This window comes from Paenibacillus sp. MMO-58, from assembly GCF_037146255.1.
Lineage (GTDB): Bacteria > Bacillota > Bacilli > Paenibacillales > Paenibacillaceae > Pristimantibacillus.
Map to the genome: position 1 here is coordinate 69742 of NZ_JBBCVY010000003.1, position 18433 is coordinate 88174.

The window sequence follows — 18433 nt, forward strand, 5'->3', positions numbered from 1 at the left end:
TTTCTGCACCGCAATCGGATTAGGAGTTGTCCAATACAAGGAAAAGCCGTTATAATAGGCATATAGAAAAATGAAGAAAGTGGTGCAGCATGGGTCGTAAGTGGAATAACATTAAAGAGAAAAAAGCTTCGAAAGACGCTAACACAAGCCGCATTTATGCGAAATTTGGTCTTGAAATTTATGTAGCGGCGAAGAAAGGCGAGCCTAACCCGGAATCCAACGGCGCACTCAAGTTCGTTCTTGAGCGCGCGAAAACGTATAACGTACCGAAGGCGATTATCGATCGCGCAATCGATAAAGCAAAAGGCGGCTCGGACGAACAATATTTCGAGCTCCGTTACGAAGGATTTGGTCCTGCGGGCTCCATGATCATCGTGGATGCCCTGACGAACAACGTGAACCGTACGGCCCCGGAAGTGCGTTCGGCCTTCAACAAAGCCGGCGGCAACATGGGCGTAAGCGGATCGGTATCTTATATGTTCGACCAGACCGCCGTAATCGGCGTGGAAGGCAAATCGCTGGACGAAGTAATGGAAATTATGCTGGAAGCGGACGTTGACGTAAACGATATCGTGGAAGAAGACGAGACCATCATGGTCTATGCCGCTCCGGATCAATTTAATGCGGTGCAAGAGGCATTCAAAAATGCCGGCATTTCGGACTTTGCAGTGGCTGAAGTAACGATGCTTGCGCAGAATTTCGTTACTCTTCCCGAAGATGCGGTTGCTTCCTTCGAGAAGCTGATTGACGCGCTTGAAGATTTGGAAGACGTTCAGCAAGTGTACCACAACGTTGAATTTGAATAGTTGAACTTGAAAAACGGTCGCCTTAGGGCGGCCGTTTTTTTTCTGTAATACCAAGCTGCGATTGCCGTTTCACCCTGTTTAACAGGATGAATATCAAGGTATATCCAAGTATAGTAGGTAACCTCGAACCAATCTAATGAAAAACATTTCAGTTCTTTTCAGCCCGGTAGATGTCCTTTAGAATAAGGTTGGCTGGAGAACAGCTGTTTGTGTTTGGAATAAAAATTCTTAATAAACGAATGGAGGAGCAATACGATGAAATATCGGAAACTTGGCGGTACAGGTCTGAAGGTTAGCGAAATCAGCTTAGGCAGCTGGCTTACATATGGCGGTTACGTGGAACGCGAGAATGCGGTTAACGCGATTCGCACGGCTTATGATTTGGGAATTAACTTTTTCGATACGGCAAATGTGTACGAGCGCGGCGGCGCGGAAGAACTAGTTGGCGAAGCGCTGAAAGCGTATCCGCGCGAATCCTATGTTCTGGCGACAAAAGTATTCTGGCCGATGGGCGACGGCCCTAACGACCGCGGATTGTCCCGCAAGCATGTGATCGAACAGGCGAACGCGAGCTTGAAGCGTCTTGGCCATGATTACATCGATATATACTACTGCCACCGTCATGATGCGGAAACTCCGCTCTATGAAACGCTTCGCGCAATCGATGATCTGGTTCGTTCCGGCAAAGTACTGTATGTCGGCGTAAGCGAATGGCAGGCATCGCAAATCGCGGAAGCGCTTGGCGTAGCGGACCGTTACCTGCTGGACCGTATTGTCGTCAACCAACCGATCTATAATATGTTTGAGCGTTATATCGAGAAGGAAATCATTCCGCTAAGCGAACGCTCCGGCATTGGCCAAGTTGTCTTCTCTCCGCTGGCGCAAGGCTTGCTGACCGGCAAATACACGTCTACAACCGATTTCCCTGCGGACAGCCGCGCGGCTAAGATCGATTGGATGGGCAAAGGCATTACGGAAGAGAAAATCAACAAGGTCCGCCAGCTGGAAGCTATTGCGTCGGAGCTCGGCATCAGCGTTGGCAACCTGGCGCTGGCCTGGATTCTCCGTCAACCGAACGTAGCAAGCGCGCTTGTTGGCGCAAGCCGTCCGGATCAAGTAACGGAGAATGCAAAGGCTTCGGGTATTACTTTGAGCGAAGACGTACTGGAACAAATCGAAACCATTCTGAAGTAAAAGAAGGAGACATCCTAGATGGCTAAAGTCGTAGTTACAGGCGGGAGCGGGATGCTTGGACGTTGGATCGTTAAGCATTTCGTGGACCAAGGGTATGAGGTGCTTAACGTAGATACGCGTCAACCGGAAGAATCGATTTGTCCGACCCTGATCGTAAATCTGGAGGATCTGGGTCAGACTTACGGAGCGCTGGCAGGCGCAGATGCTGTTATTCATATGGCGGCTATTCCGAGAGCCGGCATGGTGCCGCCCGAAGTTACCTTCCGCAACAATGTGATGTCTACCTACAATGTGCTGGAAGCAGCGGCTGGCCTTGGCATCAAAAAAGTGGTTATTGCGTCCAGCGAATCCTCGTATGGCATCTGCTTCGCGGAGCACCCGTTTGGCCCGCAATATGTACCGATGGATGAAGCTCATCCGCAGCTTCCGCAGGATAGCTACGGATTGTCCAAAATCGTGAACGAAGCAACAGCCGATATGTTCCACCGCCGTACCGGCATGCAGGTCGTATCGCTGCGCCTGGGCAACGTCATTCCGCCGGAATGGTATGAGCGTTTCCCTTCGTTTATCCATAAGCCGGAGGAGCGGGAACGCATCCTGTGGAGCTATATCGATACGCGTGACATAGCCGAAGCTTGCGAGCTTGCCATCAAGGCGGAAGGGCTTGGTTCCGTAGCGATCAACCTCGCGAATGACGAGTCAAGCATGGACATCACCAGCCGTGAGCTGATGGCGGCCCGTTACCCGGAAGTTACCGATTTCCGGGCGCCGCTTGAAGGCTTTGAATCGCTGCTGAACAGCGACAAAGCAAAGACGCTGCTTGGCTGGCAGCCGAAATATTTCTGGCGCGAGCAATTGAAAAAATAATGGAGAACGGCCCTTATCCCCGGGATAAGGGCCGTTTTTTGCGGGAAGAAGGCCATTCGCATGGCCATCACGGATTGGCGAAGATCTTCTTTTTATATAGACAGCCTTCCCAAACGGGGAGTATACTTTATACGCTTGTGTAATGAAACTTACTTATAGACAACAACGAGAAGGTGCGGCGGCTTGTGAGTTATCTCTTTCTATTCTTGGCAACTTTGGCATGGAGCTTTGTGGGCGTGCTAGTAAAAACAGCTTCTACGATGGTCGACAGCTCTATCATCTCCTTCTGCCGGTTCTTCTTTGGCGTTCTTGTGCTCGGGATTTATCTGCTGATGAAAGACGGGAAGATTCAATTTCGCTACCGGATGAAATGGCTCTGGTTCGGGGCGGCGGGCAAATCCGCCAATTATATTTTCGAGAACATCGCGCTGATGATTGGTTATTCTTACGGCAATATTCTCGTTCAGCCCGTACAGACCGTGGTTCTGCTCTTAGCGGGGAGCTTCGTCTTCAAGGAAAAGGTGACGAGGGCGGGTTGGATCTCCGCGGCGTTATGCGTGGTTGGCGTTATCGTTGTCGGGTGGAACGGTATTCCGCTTGACAAGCTGATGGGAAGCAGCGGGTTAACGACCATCTTGTTTACGCTGGCGGGGATTGGCGCTGCGGTTCATGTCATGAGCCAGCGTATGCTTGTTAAAACCATGGATAACGGCAATATGAACTTTTCCGTCTTCCTGATTGCTACGCTGATGGTGTCGATTCCGATTCCGTTCCAAAGCGAAGGATTTACGGGAGTGTCAACGGCCGGAGCATGGCTGGCATTGGTCGTCCTTGGCGTTATTACCGGACTCAGCTTCTTCTGGTTCGCGGAAGCGATGAAGCGGGTGCCGTTCGCCGTTGTAGCGATTGTGGGCAACAGCTCCGTATTATTCTCGATTCTGTGGGCGTATATTTTCTTCCATGATCCGATAACCAGCTATATCATTATAGGTACACTAATCTTTGTAGCGGGTTTCTTGCTTCTTAACTTCTCCGGTCCAAGGAAGAAGACCGCGAAACAGGAAGATAACGTGGAAGCTGCGGTATAAAGCGAAGGAGCGAATACGATGGATCATATGAGCGACCTGCCGGCTAAGCTTAGCAAGCCGGCGAAGCGCGCTTTTACCCAAGCGGGTTATTTGAAGCTTGAGCAGTTTGCAGCGTTGACCGAAGCCGAGGTGCTTGCGCTCCATGGCGTTGGGCCAACCGCAATCGTTCTGCTTCGCCAGGCGCTTGCCGAGAAGGGCTTAGCCTTTCGCGTATAACGAAGAAAGCAGCGGGCAACCGCTGCTTTTTTAGCACGGTGAGAGGAGGGACATGCCGTATGCAAGAGGTTGAACCGAACAGGCGTCTAACGAGGCCTGTGCATGTTATCGTACTTATCTTGTTTATCTTGTATAGTCTCATTATGATCAAGCTGCTCTTTATCCGCGGCAGCAGTTACAGATGGGCAATTTATAATTACAACATTGTCCCGTTTCATACGATCAAATCGTTAATTTATCACCGGCATGCTTATAATACCGATGCTTGGGTGAAGAACCTGTTCGGCAACATCGTTTTGTTTATTCCGCTTGGCGTGTGCCTTCCGCTGCTTAGCCGCAGGTTGTGCAATGCAACCAGAAGTCTTGCGGCCATAATCCTTATTCTGTTCCTTGTAGAAACCATTCAGCTCGTAACCAAAGTCGGCAGCTTTGATGTTGACGATATTATACTGAATACGCTTGGAGCGGGCATTGGACTAGTCCTTATCAAGCTGTTCATGTTCGCATCCCGGTTAAAAAGTTAAAATGAATATAGGATAAAAAACCGTGCCATTGGCACGGTTTTTTGGTTTGCCTGTTATTTCTTCAGAATCCCTTCGAAAAACACCTGGAAGGAGATCAGCAGCTGGTCTCCAAAGCCTTCCTTCGATATGCCCATTACCCAGTTAAGCATCGTTCCCAAATAGATTTGCGTCGCGATGCAGGCCATCGTCTGAGCAGGGATTGTTGTCGTAAACTCGCCGGTCTGCTGACCTTTCTCAAATACGGGAATTAGATTGTCCATAACCAGACAGAAGCCTTCTTTGCTTTCCTCGATATTCTGGTTATTCGCGAGCATGCCTTGAATCGACAGCAGAAGCATGCCGTGATTCTCGGCCATGGCATCACCGAGCGATTTGACGAGAGCCAGGAAGCGTGGGGCGTAAGGGCCTGGCTTATCTTTCAGATTTACGATTTCATCAATGGCAACCAGCTTGTTCAGCTTGCCTCGGACATCTTCTTTGGTTTTGAAATAGTTAAAGAAAGTGCCTTTGGCAACGCCGGCAGCTTCCGTAATTTGAGCGACGGTGGTGGATTCAAAGCCTTGTTCGGCAAACAGGCACATCGCCGCTTCAAGTATCCGGTTTTTGGTCTCGAGCTTTTTCTCTTCTCGGTTCACAGCCATCATCCTCCGTTTATTGCCTACAGTATAGCATATCCATGGCAGTTATGGGTTCAAACTTTTAATGACCAATGGTACAAGAATTATGGTGGGAATATTAACTTTGTCCATATTGATTTGTTTAAATTCAGTAAAATATCAAATGAATTAAGAAAAACTAAAAATGACCGTCGGTCTAAAATAATGTTGACCAATGGTCATTTTATCGCTATAATCCAAAATGTAAGAGATCAGGAATGGAGGATACAAATGGCGAAATCAAATATTCAGGCCGTACCGGGCGCGAGTACGTTTACGATCAGATCGATCATCGCGCCTCTCATTGCCGTTATTGTTGGTTTATTTATGGTCATTCTGGACGGAACGGCGATGAATGTCGCGTTAAGCGGCTTCATGAAGGAGTTCGGCAAGGACTTATCCGTCGTTCAATGGACGACTACGGGTTATGCGCTTGCGCAAGCGGCGGTGATTCCGCTGGCAGGCTGGCTGTCCGACCGGTTTGGGGCAAAGCGGATTTTCCTCGTATCAGTGGGGATGTTTACGTTTGGTTCCTTGCTTTGCGCTTTTGCGGGCAATATCGAAATGCTGATTCTTTTCCGGATTATTCAAGGTCTTGGCGGCGGAATGGTTATGCCTATTGCCTTCGCCATTATTTATAAGCTTAGTCCGCCCGAGAAGGTTGGCTCGGTAATGGGGATGCTAGGAATTCCGGTTCTGATCGCTCCCGCATTAGGTCCGGTTGTAGCCGGCGCATTAATCGATTACGCAACCTGGCATTGGATCTTCCTAATCAATATCCCTCTTGGCATCATCGGAATTATCGCAGGCATTCGTACTTTGCCTAACATTGAACGTCAGGAAGTAAAGTCGCTTGACATTCCGGGTATTATTTTCGGACCGCTCGCGTTTGCGGCATTATCGTATGGGGTGAGCGAAGGGGGAACCAGCTGGACTTCGATTCAGACCTTAACCGGTCTCATTGTAGGAGCAGCCTCACTCATTATCTTTGTGTTTGTCGAGCTGCGCAGCAAGCAGCCGCTTCTGGAGCTTCGCGTATTCCGCTCCAGGGATTTCAGCAAGGGGATTATCGTCCAATGGTTTACGCAGATTGCGCTCATGGGAACGTTCTTCCTCATTCCAATGCTTCTTATCCAAGTACAGGGTCATACGGCAACGGAATCCGGTCTGATCATGCTGCCTCAAGCGATTGCGTCCGCCGTCTTTATGCCGATTGGCGGTAGGCTGTTCGACCGGATCGGAGCAAGACCGTTGCTTGTTACCGGGCTTAGCATCGTTGGAGTTGCTTCGTTCCTGTTATCGAATATTTCCGCGGATGACGGCTTATCGCTTATCCTGATCACTTCCGCTCTGTTTGGCGTCGGGATGGGATTGTCTATGATGCCGATGAATACGTATCTGATTCAAGCCTCCCCGCCGAGTCTGGTTGGCCGGGTTACGTCGCTCACTTCCGCAGCTCAGCAGGTAATGACTTCTTTTGCGATCGCGGGACTCAGCACTTACCTGACTACAAAAATTAAAGACGCAACGGTACCTGGCCAGACTCCGGAGATTGATGCTCTATATCATTCCTACGGTGAGACTTTCCTTGTTGTGGTTGGCATTGCCATTGCAGGCGTATTGTTGGGCTTATTCCTTCGCAAACCGGTCAGAGCGAAAGGCGAAGAAGGCGCTGCTATTGAAGCTCCTATGATGATGGGGCATTAATCCGAACGAAAATACCATTTATTTCTGAATTGTTCAGGAATGGATGGTTTTTTTCGTTTACAGACTGTACAACTGTATGTTATCTTCAATATATATTGTTTGCTTTACTGCTATAAAGCGTCTACGCGACATCAGACTACGGAGGGTGCACATGACAGTATTAGAAGGACTGCGATCGGCCATTGATAAGACGGACCAACAGATTGTTGCATTATTGGCACAAAGATTCATCTTTACTGAAGCAGTAGGGGAATACAAAGCAGCGAATCAGCTTCATTCGCAAGATCCCAAGCGGGAAGAACAGCAGTTCAAGAAAATTGTCGAGCTCTCCGAGCAGTACGGCTTGAGGCCAGAATATGCCGTAGACATTTACCGGAAAATTATGGACATCGCGATAGCAAGACATCAGGAGCTGCTTACGGATAATTTCACGGATCAAGCGGTTTAAGGCACGGCGGTTGTAACTTCGGTTACGCCGCGGTGCTTTTTTTTGTACATATTTCCATCCCAGTTGGAGCAAAATGACATTAACTACAAGGTTAGGGAGGGTGCCTTTGTGATCATCCTCGGATTGTTCGTCATTACAATGATGGGCCTGCTCGTTATGTGTTTTCTGGATATGCTTGTATTTAAACAGTCTTTTTTACACGTATTCGTGCATTTGCTTCCGATCTATCCGGATACTTCGACCATTTATATTATTGTGGCAGCGTTCGTGATGGGGGGATGGGTAGACTTCAATATAACCGAACGTTTGAGAAAGAAATCTGGCAAGCAACCGAATAAGCAGGGGAGTGGGGATAACGGTGACGCCAAGCAAAATTAACTTTGTTGATATGTTCGCGATGCAGCTGGTGTTCCTGCTCAGTACCTCGATTATTTTCGGAACGCCTAGCGTGGTCCCGGACTCTTGGTTAGTCGGAATCGTTGCGTTCTTCCCGGCGTGCCTATTTATTGTCATGTACGGGGCTATGTTATCTACTCAGAAGGATATGGGGCTGTATCAGCTGCTTGAAAAAGCATGGGGGAAAATCGTAGGCAAAGGTTTTGTTCTGATCTATGCAACCTACTTCCTGTACATCGCTTCCCGGAATATCCGGGATATGGTTGAGCTTGTGATGAGCACGCTCCTGCGCATGACTCCCGTACCGCTGATCACAACGTTGTTCGTCCTTATCGTTGCCTACGCTACGCTCGGAGGGATTCAGGCGATAGCCCGGTTTGCTTCGCTTGTTCTATGTATTGTATTAATGATGCTGCTTGCCATTGGAATTCTTCTGATGTTCAGCAGCTCGCTTATTCTGGAACAGATGCTTCCTTTCTTATCGAAAGGAATCGGGCCGGTGATATTGTCTGCCTTCGAGCACTCCATCTGGTTCCCATATGGAGAAATTGTCGTATTCCTGGTGTTCCAGAAGGAGATTGGCGGCGCGAAAGGATTTCGCCGGATTACCTTATATGCTTTCCTGAGCGCATGCCTTATTTTATCGGTCTCCGATCTCATTCAAATCTGGACGCTTGGCATCGAAGAGAAGAAATATTCTTCATTTGCTTTGTTAGATGCGGCGCGTCTCATCAATATTGCCAATATCATCACGCGGATGGATGCCATCATCGCGCTCATCATTATTTTCGGAACGCTGCTCAAATGCGCCGTTTTTCTATTTGCCAGCACGGAAGGACTTGTGCATATTTTCAAGGGAAAGACGGGGAAATATAATTTTCCGCTTGCTCTTCTGGCAGGAGCATTCTCGATCCTAGTAACGCGCAACAGCGCCGAGCATTTGACGGAAGGCTTGACTTATGTCATCTATACCCTGCATATTCCGCTTCAATTAATAGTGCCGTTCTTGACGCTGCTGCTGCTCCGAATCCGTTACCGAAAAGGGGAGGCTACATGAATACGGACAATACGAGCTTTGCCGGAGAGGAGTCCTACCGTTTAGAAAACGTAAAAAAACAATTTGCTTCCGTGTTCGGCAATACGGCGGATCTGGCGGTAGTTTCCGTGGATGTTGGTAGCTATAAAGGGCTTTTATGCTATTTGACTACCATGACCAATACGGATTTCATCATAGAGCATGTTCTGAAGGAACTGACTCTGTCCGAGCATAAAGAGCCTGTCAGCATGGACGAGACCTTTCATTTGCTGGAGATTGTCCATTATGCCGCGTTGAAGCATGAGACGCTTGTGGACCTGGATAAGGTGATGGTTAAGATTGTTCTTGGCAACGCCGCCATCTTTATAGACGGGTTCCCGAAGGTGCTTGTTCTGGAGGTTCGAACGCTTAATTCCCGATCCATTGACGAGCCGACCACGCAAAATGTCGTTCGCGGACCGAAGGAAGGATTTACGGAATCCGCGGATACAAATATGAGCTTGATCCGCAGAAGATTCAATAACGTAAAGCTACGCTTTGAGAAGTTTGAGCTTGGTTTTATGACGCATACAGCTGTCTATATGGCCTACTTGGACGGCGAGGTGGAGGAGCATATTCTAAAGCAGGTACGGGAAAAGCTGAACGTCTCGCATATCGACAGCTTGTTCGATTCCGGCCGGATTGAAGAGATGCTTCATTCGAAGGGAAAAGGAATTCAACTGTTTCCTACCGTCTATAACAGTGAACGACCGGACGCGATTTGCAGCTCTTTGATAGACAAACGAATCGCTATCATTGTTGACGGCAGCCCGTTTGTGCTTGTTGTTCCGTCACTATTCACCGACTTCTTCAAGTCGCCGGAGGACGAGTACCAATGGTTCGTAATCGGAACCTTTTCCCGTTGTCTCCGCTACTTCGCGTTTATCTTGTCGCTTATTGTCCCGGCCCTCTATATTGCGGTCACTAGTTATCATCAGGAGCTGGTTCCGACCATTCTGCTGACCAGCATCGCGGCCCAGCGGGAGGGTATTCCTTTTCCGGCCAGCATCGAGATTCTGCTCATGGAAATTACGTTCGAAATATTGCGCGAAGCGGGTACGCGGATGCCCCGGCTGGTTGGACCAACCATCTCCATTGTTGGCGCACTCGTGCTTGGCGAAGCTGCGGTACAGGCCGGAGTCGTCTCCAACATTAATGTCATTGTTGTCGCCTTGACCGCGATCTCCGGCTTTGTCGCACCAATCTATACGTTTGGTTCCAAAGTGCGCTTTTTCCGGTTCGGGATGATTATTCTGGCCTCCGTTATCGGGTTATACGGTCTCGTACTGGGCTGTGCGATGCTTATGGTACAGTTGACTCGCATTGAATCGTTTGGCGTACCGTATTTGTCGTTATTCTCCCGCTGGGATAAGAGGAGAGTCACATGAGCGCCATACGATTCGGTGGCATGATCTTGCTGTGCCTTGCTCTGATTGCCGCTTGTACGGGATGCTGGGATCAGTCCGAGCTGAACAAGTCTTCCCTTGTCACGGGTATGGCGCTTGAACCGGGCTATCATTCGAAATACAAGGTGACCTTTGAAGTCGTTAATGCTCTGGAGACGGACCCAAGCAAAGGGGGGAAAGGCGGCACTCCAACTGCGGTCTATTCCAAAGAAGGTAATTCGATAGCCGAAGCAACGCAAAGGATCAACGAAAGCTTGGAGCGAATGATCCTTATCTCTCATATCCGGGTTATCATTATCGATGAACGGCTTGCAAGGGAAGGGATCGATCAGTTTATGGACGTACTTCAACGGAACCGGTATGTCCGTGAAGACGTTCTAGTGTTGGTTGGGAAGGGCTCCCCCGCATCGGATTTCCTAAGAACGGTCTACGCAAGGGGGCAATATGCCGGGTATAAGATTCAGATGCAGGTGGAGACTTACCGGAAGGTCCACGGAGGCATTCCTCGGAGTCACTTGTACGATGTTGCACAGGCGCTGTTAACGGAAGGACGCGTGCTGATGCTCGGAGCGATTACCATATCGGGCGACGTAGAAAAGAGCGCATCCCTCGATTCGATCAAGACCGTCTACCCGACTGCTGTCGTCAAAATGGCCGGAGCTGCCGTCTTCCGCGGAGATAAGCTTATCGGGTACCTGTCCAACGAGCATACGCGTATGGTCATGCTGGCAAGCGACTACGTCTATAACACTTTATTTTCCTTGCCGGGATCGGATGGCGGGCCCAAAAGCCCCGGCGCCGTAGCCGTTCAATTCTACCATATGCACTCCCATATGCATGTCCGGATGGATGGTAAAACGCCAAAAATTCGGCTAAATGTCGAGGGGGATGGCAAGATTACGAGTCTAGACCAGAATATTAAGCTGTCGACAATTGAGGGTTATGACAAGATTGAAGAAATGACCCGGGAATACGTTGACCAAGAAATGCAAAAGACGATTAGCTATGTGCAGAAAAATTTCGGCGTAGACGTGTTTGGCTTCGGCCAGCACTATTACCGCTATCACTTCCGCAAGTTCAAACCTATCGCGAGGGAATGGGACTCGCTATTCAGCAAAGCCGAAGTGGAAATAAACAGTAATTTCACTTTGCGCCGCCCGGATCTGAAGACGCAAAAGCTTGAAAAGGACGGGATTGGACCATAAACATAGAAGAAGACCAGCATCTGTCTGGTCTTCTTCCGTTTATACATTGATTAGAATCATCATAATGGCTGATGCCCAGATAAGCAGAGCGGAGATTTTGTTCATCGACCTCATCAATCTGCCGCTGGAATCCAGCTTGCCAAGTATCCTTCCGGCTGCAGCGAGAGAGAAAAACCACAACCAGGAGACGAAGATACAGGCTATGGCGAACATCCTTTTTGCAGGGCCGCCGTAATGCAAGGAGCTGGTACCGATTACTCCTATCGTATCCATGATGGCATGGGGATTAAAGAGCGATACCGAGATGGCGAGCATAACCTGCTTGCGCGGGGAATACCGGCGAGCTTCGCCGGTGGAGGATGCTACGCCGTTTGAGCGCCAGGTTATCCAGCCGATATAGGCAAGAAACAGTACGCCGGCGATAATAAGAATGGTTTTGAGTACGGGTATGTTTATAATAAGTACAGAGACGCCGAGAATCGCTAGGAGAATCAGCAGCGTATCGCATAAGGCTGCAGCAATAACGACCGGAAGAGCCATGCGGAATCTGGCTTGCAGCGCGCCTTGCGAGAAAATAAATACATTTTGTGCGCCAAGGGGCAGAATGAGCCCGATGGCCAGCAATAAACCATGCAGGAATGGCAAAGGAAACACAGCCTTTCGTTGTTTGAAAATATGGACTTATTGTAAGGGCTGCAGCAAATCTTGTCGCCATCCAAACGGTTGGCTTGCATACCAACCAATATAAGATTCAAAGAATGGGGATACCGATGAAGTTTGAAACCAACTGGAGGCCGGTCCGGAATAACGGAATTCCTCTATACCGGCAAATCGCGGATTATGTCCGTGCAAAAATAGAAAGCGGCGAATGGCCGCCGGGCAGCCGTATCCCGACGGAAAGAGCTGTCGCGCAAGTTTTTGGCGTGAATCGGAGTACTGTCGTACAAGCTTTCGCAGAGCTGACGGCAGAAGGGCGGATTGAAGGGAAGAGCGGCAGCGGGACTATCGTTTCCGCAGCTGCAGCCTGGGACAGGGAGGTTCCCAAGCTGCCGGATTGGGAGTCCTATGTAAAGGCTGGCGTTCATCGGCCGAACCAACGGACCATTCAGGATATCAACCATGCCGAGTTTATTCCGGACATCATACGGCTTGGAACGGGGGAGCCTTCCCCCGATTTGTATCCGAAGGCGATGAACCGGATCCTCCGGCAGCTGCCGCTTCAAACGGACATATTTGGTTATCCGGAGCCTCGCGGCTCGTATTCGCTTCGGGAAGAGATCAGCAAGCATATGGCGGGTTACGGAGTGAACGTATCTCCCGATTCGGTACTCATTGTATCCGGAGCCCTGCAAGCTTTGCAGCTTATAGCTCTTGGTCTGCTGAAGAACGGATCTTCCGTGTTAACCGAATCTCCGTCTTATTTGCAATCCCTTCAAGTCTTTCAGTCTGCCGGCATGAGCATGACCGGCTTGCCTTTAAATGAGGAGGGATTGGACGCTCACGCACTCGAGCATTATGCGGAAAGCGGAAAAGGAACGCTGCTGTATACCATCCCCAGCTTCCATAACCCTACGGGCACGGTGATGTCCCTGAACAGAAGGAGGGAAGTTTACCAATTATGCGTAAAGTACAAGCTGCCGATCATGGAGGATGATGCGTACCGCGATCTCTGGCTGGACGAACCATCCCCTCCGCCGCTTAAATCGCAGGACCAGAACGGGCTGGTCCTGTATATCGGGAGCATGTCCAAGACGTTAAGTCCCGGACTGCGGATTGGCTGGGTTATTGGACCGGAGCAGGTGATCCACCGGCTTGCCGATGTGAAGATGCAGTCCGATTACGGAGCTAGCACGTTATCCCAATGGACGGTCACGCAATTTCTTCGGCAAGGGCTGTACGGGGAGCATCTCGACCATGTGAGGAAGGAGCTGAAAGCCCGCCGCACCTATATGCTGCAGCTGCTGGAATATTATTTGAAGGGAGTGGCGGAATGGGTGATGCCAACGGGCGGGTTCTATATCTGGCTACGGTTCAAACGCGACCTGTCTATCCACGCTTTATTCGATGCCGCTCTTAAAGACGGAGTATTGCTTAATCCCGGATACCTCTATGACAAAACGGATCAAAATCATCTTCGTTTGTCCTACTCTTACGCCTCTTTCGAGCAAATGAAAATAGGAATCGAGCGGCTTGCCCACAGCATACCCTGAAGTGACGGGATGCTGTTTTTTTTGTTCAAAATTTCCATGAAAAAAGTGCAAACTTTTTGGCGGCTTGATGCGTCTTGAATACATAACAAAATTATTTAATATGTAAGGGACGGAAACAGCAATGGAAGACAACATGAACAGCAAGAAACGTTACATGCCGGGATTGGACGGATTAAGGGCTTTATCGGTGCTCGCCGTCATCGCGTACCATCTGAACATGAAATGGGCGCAGGGAGGATTAATTGGAGTTGCCATCTTTTTTGTCATCTCCGGCTACCTCATTACCGATCAAATCCTTATTCAGAAGCAGCGCTACGGAAGGCTGGATTTGAAGGACTTCTGGATAAGAAGAGCACGCAGGCTTCTTCCTGCGATGTTCTGTATGCTGCTGTTCGTTGCCATATGGCTGTTGTTACTCGATCCCGACCGGTTAAACCATTTGCAGGGCGACTACTTATCATCGCTGTTCTACGTTAATAACTGGTGGCTGATTTTCCATCAGGTCTCGTATTTCGAAAGCTTTGGCCCGCCGTCCCCAATCGGACATCTATGGTCTCTGTCGATTGAAGAGCAGTTCTATCTGATTTGGCCGCTGTTATTGCTTCTGACCCACCGCCGCGGCAAGCTGTTCGTTATGATACTTGCCGCAGCCGTCGCATCGGCACTCGCAATGGCGTTCCTGTATGTTCCCGGATCTGATCCAAGCCGCGTCTATTATGGAACGGATACCCGCATGTTTGGTCTTTTGATTGGAGCGGCACTGGCTGTCGTATGGCCGAGTCATAAGCTGAATGCAGCCGTGTCCAAAGCGTCCAGGTTTTCGATGGATATCATCGGAAGCATAAGCTTGATTGCACTTATCGTCATGATGCATCTAATGAACGAATATGATGCTTCATTATACCGCGGCGGTTTTCTGGGCCTGTCGGTTCTCACTGCAATTGTAATCGCCGTACTAGCACATCCTGCCAGCTTGCTGGCCAAAGTCTTGGGGCTTCGCCCGCTGAAATGGATTGGCGTTCGTTCTTATAGCTTATACATTTGGCATTATCCTGTTATTATTTTAACGAACCCTTCCAATCAGGCCGTTACCCCGGGTCCGTTACTGATTGCGTTCCAGATTGCGGCTAGCTTTGCGCTCGCTGCCTTGTCTTACAAATACGTGGAGGAACCGCTTCGACGCGGCTCGCTTCGGGCAAAATTCCGGACGGTATTATCCATCAGATGGCTTGGCGTGCAGCCTCTTGCTTTTCTAATTATTATTCCTTTATTACTTACGCCAAGCTTCGGAAATTCGCTTCTGAAAGCCAAGCAGGCTCCGGTTACGGTTGTCTCCGATAATATTCAACGTGATGACGTACAGCCATCGATACCGCCTTCTACGCCAACTCCGCCTCCAACAAAAGAGCCGGAAAACGATGCTGTCGTTACGACTCCCGACCATCGTACGGATAAACCGGATAAAGATACCGAAACAAGCAAACCGACGAAAAATGAGGAACCTGATCCAACCAAGGAGCCTGTTCAAACGACTAAGCCGGAGAATACGCCGGAGCCATCCAAAGAGCCGGAAACGGATGCCGGAAAGCCTTCAGGAGAGACGAAGGATAACTCTACGGAGCCGCCGCAAAAGGGCACGGATGACCAGAATAAGCCGCCGGTTGAAACAACAAAGCCGCCTGTCCACCATGCGGGAAGCGGCAAAGGAATTACCGTTATCGGTGATTCCGTCATTCTGGATGCTGCACCGTTCCTTGAGAAGCTAATGCCCGGCATTGTCGTGGATGGTAAAGTTGGCCGTCAGATGAGGCAGGCACAGGACGTGATCGACCAGATGAAGGCTAATGATACGCTGGGCAGCACGGTCGTTCTAGAGCTGGGGACCAACGGAGCGTTTACCAACAAGCAACTGAAGGCGTTAATCGAGTCGCTTGATAAGGTTGAGCATATTTATCTCGTTAATACGCGTGTTCCGCGGAATTGGCAGGATACAGTAAATCAGATGCTTCCAGAAGTTGCTAAGGCATACAGCAATGTAACCATAGTAGACTGGTATTCTGCAAGCGAAGGGAAGGAAGATTATTTCGCGAAGGATGGCGTTCATTTGAAGCGCGACGGCGCAGAGTTTTATGCGTCCGTGCTTATCGATGCGATCTCACAGTGACCATATATAGAGAAGGGTATGCCGGCCATGAACAGTAAGTCCGAACAAATATTGACCAATTGCATTACAGAAAACAAGGAAAACATTTACCGGCTGGCATATAGCTATGTCAAAAATAAAGAGGATGCGCTCGATATTGTTCAGGACTCGATTTATAAAGCCATGACCAGTATCGAGCTGCTCAAGGATTCCACAGTGGTGAAAAGCTGGTTTTACCGTATCGTTGTGAACACCTCTTTGGATTTCTTGCGCAAGCACAAGAGAGTTCATCCGATGGACCAGGAAAAGCTGGAATTTTACGCTTTAGGCGCAGAGGATTCCTATATGGACATCGATCTGGTCAGGACACTCGCGGATTTGCCCCCTAAATACCGGGAAGTTGTTGTCCTCCGCTACTTCGAGGATATGAAGATCGAAGAGGTGGCGGAGGTGCTTCGCGAGAATGTGAATACGGTCAAAACAAGGTTGTATCAAGCGTTGAGACTGCTTCGCATGAAGCTGAAGGATTCTTCCTTAAAGGAGACTAATGGATGAGTGATATATTAGAGCATCTGCGGAAGGAGTATCAGTCGGTACCGATTCCGGAGGAGCTGGATCTTATCGTTAACCGTTCCATCAGACAAGCCCTGCATACCCGCAAGGCGAAACGTTTGAAGGTGAAAGGGATGACGGTAGCGGCAGCGATACTCGTATTTCTGATTGCGATTAACGCCAGTACAACGGTTGCGAACGCTCTTGCTTCCATTCCTGGCGTGGAACGGATTATCAAAGTGCTGACCTTGCAGGAGTTCAAGGTGAAGGAGTCCAATTACGAAGCCAACATCAAAGTACCGGCGATAACGAATATGGAGAACAAGGAGCTGCAGCTTGGGCTTAATCAGAAGTATTTGGCCGAGAGTAAAGCCTTATATGACCAATTCCAGGCAGATATTGAAGAACTGAAGAAGCAAGGTTTAAACAACGCTCATGTAGGTATAGATGCCGGATATGAAGTGAAGACGGATAACGATACGATTTTGTCTATAGGCCGTTATATTCTTCAGACTGCCGCATCTTCTTCCACGGTGATGCAGTTTGATACCATTGACAAGAAGAACCAAAGACTGATTACTTTGCCGATGCTGTTCAAGGATGATCAGTATCTGAAGCTGGTCAGCGAGAACATCATAGCCCAAATGAAAGAGCAGATGAAAGGCGATGACGGCAAGATCTATTGGATTGCGGGAGCAACGGACTATATTCCGATAGAGGAGTCGTTCTCGTCGATCAAAAAGGATCAGAGCTTCTATATTAACAAGGAAGGCAAGCTGGTTATCGTCTTTAATAAATATGAGGTTGCTCCGGGCTCCATGGGCCTGCCTGAATTCGTTATTCCGACAGACGCCATCCAAGGCGATCTCGTCAGCAACCATTATATCAAGTAAGGGACAAGCAGAGGGGCATGATGCTCCTCTGTTTTGTTTTGTTGGCGCAATTCCTGATTCTGGTGACAAGTCGGGGCTAGTGATGGTAAAATACAGCCGATAAAGTTCACAAGCGAAAGGACTAAACCAATGAAACTTCATTCCAATACCATTCTTATTACCGGCGGAGCTTCCGGCATCGGTCTCGAGTTGGCTAACCGCTTATCTGCCCTCGGCAATACGGTTATCGTGTCTGGCCGGGATAAGGCCAAGCTCGAGCAGGCGAAAGCACAATACCCGAAGCTTCATGCGTTCCCGTGCGATGTTACGGATCCGGATGCTATCGCGAAATTGTATAACAGCGTAATCGTTCAATTCCCGGAGCTTAATATGCTTATTAATAATGCAGGCCTGATGCGTAAAATCAATCTGCAGCAGAAGGAAGTTGATCTTCTCGACATCAGCCGCGAGATCGAGACGAACCTGAGCGGACCGGTCCGAATGGTTAACCAGTTCCTGCCCCATTTGCTGAAGCAGCCATCCGCAGCTATCATGAATGTCTCATCCGCATTGGCGTTTGTTCCTTTCGCGATCTCGCCCGTGTACGGCGCTACAAAAGCCGGTATTCATTCCTTCACCCGCTCTTTGAGGGTCCAGCTCAAGAATACGAAGGTTCAGGTATTTGAGCTTGCTCCGCCGCTCACGAAAACAACGCTGGTTGACGCGTTTGAAGCCAATGATATGAAAGGCAGCGCAGCGATGGAAGTATCCGTGCTTGTTAGTCATGTCCTTAAAGCGATGGAAAAGGATCAGCTTGAAATTCGTCCGGGGCAAAGCAATCTGCTCAAGCTGATGAGCCGGATGGCGCCTAATTTTATATTCAAGCTGATGAGTAAATCGGTCGATGCCATGCATGCGGAATCCGGAAAATAAAAAGGGTGCTCATAAGTCATGCCAATGACGCCTTTCTCCAGAATCATTTGAATGCTCCGTCTGCTTTAACCTGATTATGAAAGGAAAAACGAAAAATAGCGTTGCAGGGATAACTCTCTGCAACGCTATTTTATG

At 49.2% G+C, this 18433-nt stretch carries 19 protein-coding genes; 17 read left to right on the plus strand and 2 right to left on the minus strand.

Going from position 1 to position 18433, the window contains the following annotated elements; genetic code table 11:
* Positions 1-89 precede the first annotated feature (89 nt).
* The 6 genes from WFJ73_RS11330 (at position 90) to WFJ73_RS11355 (ending at position 4695) form a co-directional block, all read left to right on the plus strand.
* Positions 90-806: a YebC/PmpR family DNA-binding transcriptional regulator gene (locus WFJ73_RS11330; RefSeq protein ID WP_336773159.1), complete on the plus strand. Its 717-nt coding sequence runs from the start codon at positions 90-92 to the stop codon at positions 804-806.
* A 255-nt stretch (positions 807-1061) separates the two neighbouring features.
* Entirely contained in the window at positions 1062-2000 is a 939-nt protein-coding gene (locus WFJ73_RS11335) for an aldo/keto reductase family protein (RefSeq protein WP_336773160.1), read from the plus strand.
* Between the two features lie 18 nt (positions 2001-2018).
* Positions 2019-2867 (plus strand): NAD-dependent epimerase/dehydratase family protein, encoded by an 849-nt coding sequence (locus WFJ73_RS11340; RefSeq protein ID WP_336773161.1) that lies wholly within the window; start codon positions 2019-2021, stop codon positions 2865-2867.
* Between the two features lie 185 nt (positions 2868-3052).
* Positions 3053-3955 carry a DMT family transporter gene (locus WFJ73_RS11345; RefSeq protein ID WP_336773162.1) on the plus strand — a complete coding sequence of 301 codons (903 nt, stop codon included), beginning with the start codon at positions 3053-3055 and terminating at the stop codon, positions 3953-3955.
* A gap of 18 nt (positions 3956-3973) precedes the next feature.
* Entirely contained in the window at positions 3974-4171 is a 198-nt protein-coding gene (locus tag WFJ73_RS11350) for a DNA-binding protein (protein ID WP_336773163.1), read from the plus strand.
* Positions 4172-4230: 59 nt separating this feature from the next.
* Positions 4231-4695, plus strand: a complete 465-nt coding sequence (locus tag WFJ73_RS11355) for a VanZ family protein (protein ID WP_336773164.1) — start codon at positions 4231-4233, stop codon at positions 4693-4695.
* 53 nt (positions 4696-4748) lie between these two features.
* On the opposite strand, the gene WFJ73_RS11360 is transcribed toward WFJ73_RS11355, so the two are convergent.
* Positions 4749-5330: a TetR/AcrR family transcriptional regulator gene (locus WFJ73_RS11360; protein WP_336773165.1), complete on the minus strand. Its 582-nt coding sequence runs from the start codon at positions 5328-5330 to the stop codon at positions 4749-4751.
* A gap of 252 nt (positions 5331-5582) precedes the next feature.
* On the opposite strand from WFJ73_RS11360, the gene WFJ73_RS11365 reads away from it, so the two are divergent.
* From WFJ73_RS11365 to WFJ73_RS11390, 6 genes are all read left to right on the plus strand, one after another.
* Positions 5583-7058 (plus strand): MDR family MFS transporter, encoded by a 1476-nt coding sequence (locus WFJ73_RS11365; RefSeq protein ID WP_336773166.1) that lies wholly within the window; start codon positions 5583-5585, stop codon positions 7056-7058.
* 151 nt (positions 7059-7209) lie between these two features.
* Entirely contained in the window at positions 7210-7506 is a 297-nt protein-coding gene (locus WFJ73_RS11370) for a chorismate mutase (RefSeq protein WP_336773167.1), read from the plus strand.
* 108 nt (positions 7507-7614) lie between these two features.
* Positions 7615-7884, plus strand: coding sequence for a hypothetical protein (locus WFJ73_RS11375; protein ID WP_336773168.1), 270 nt, complete (start codon positions 7615-7617; stop codon positions 7882-7884).
* Positions 7865-8959 carry a GerAB/ArcD/ProY family transporter gene (locus tag WFJ73_RS11380; protein WP_336773169.1) on the plus strand — a complete coding sequence of 365 codons (1095 nt, stop codon included), beginning with the start codon at positions 7865-7867 and terminating at the stop codon, positions 8957-8959. The genes WFJ73_RS11375 and WFJ73_RS11380 overlap by 20 nt, the downstream gene beginning before the upstream one ends.
* Entirely contained in the window at positions 8956-10365 is a 1410-nt protein-coding gene (locus WFJ73_RS11385; protein ID WP_336773170.1) for a spore germination protein, read from the plus strand. The genes WFJ73_RS11380 and WFJ73_RS11385 overlap by 4 nt, the downstream gene beginning before the upstream one ends.
* Positions 10362-11588: a Ger(x)C family spore germination protein gene (locus WFJ73_RS11390; RefSeq protein ID WP_336773171.1), complete on the plus strand. Its 1227-nt coding sequence runs from the start codon at positions 10362-10364 to the stop codon at positions 11586-11588. Before WFJ73_RS11385 ends, WFJ73_RS11390 begins: the two co-directional genes overlap by 4 nt.
* A gap of 39 nt (positions 11589-11627) precedes the next feature.
* Here WFJ73_RS11390 and WFJ73_RS11395 read toward each other — a convergent pair whose 3' ends face one another.
* On the minus strand, positions 11628-12233 hold the full coding sequence (locus tag WFJ73_RS11395) for a LysE/ArgO family amino acid transporter (protein ID WP_336773172.1): 606 nt from the start codon (positions 12231-12233) through the stop codon (positions 11628-11630).
* A gap of 125 nt (positions 12234-12358) precedes the next feature.
* On the opposite strand from WFJ73_RS11395, the gene WFJ73_RS11400 reads away from it, so the two are divergent.
* The 5 genes from WFJ73_RS11400 (at position 12359) to WFJ73_RS11420 (ending at position 18298) form a co-directional block, all read left to right on the plus strand.
* Positions 12359-13798 carry an aminotransferase-like domain-containing protein gene (locus WFJ73_RS11400; protein ID WP_336773173.1) on the plus strand — a complete coding sequence of 480 codons (1440 nt, stop codon included), beginning with the start codon at positions 12359-12361 and terminating at the stop codon, positions 13796-13798.
* A 133-nt stretch (positions 13799-13931) separates the two neighbouring features.
* Complete coding sequence (locus tag WFJ73_RS11405; protein ID WP_336773174.1) at positions 13932-15962, plus strand: acyltransferase family protein; 2031 nt, start codon at positions 13932-13934, stop codon at positions 15960-15962.
* Between the two features lie 27 nt (positions 15963-15989).
* Complete coding sequence (locus WFJ73_RS11410) at positions 15990-16496, plus strand: RNA polymerase sigma factor (RefSeq protein WP_336773175.1); 507 nt, start codon at positions 15990-15992, stop codon at positions 16494-16496.
* Entirely contained in the window at positions 16493-17386 is an 894-nt protein-coding gene (locus tag WFJ73_RS11415; RefSeq protein ID WP_336773176.1) for a DUF3298 and DUF4163 domain-containing protein, read from the plus strand. Before WFJ73_RS11410 ends, WFJ73_RS11415 begins: the two co-directional genes overlap by 4 nt.
* Before the next feature lie 129 nt (positions 17387-17515).
* Complete coding sequence (locus WFJ73_RS11420) at positions 17516-18298, plus strand: SDR family oxidoreductase (protein WP_336773177.1); 783 nt, start codon at positions 17516-17518, stop codon at positions 18296-18298.
* The last annotated feature ends 135 nt before the right edge of the window (positions 18299-18433 follow it).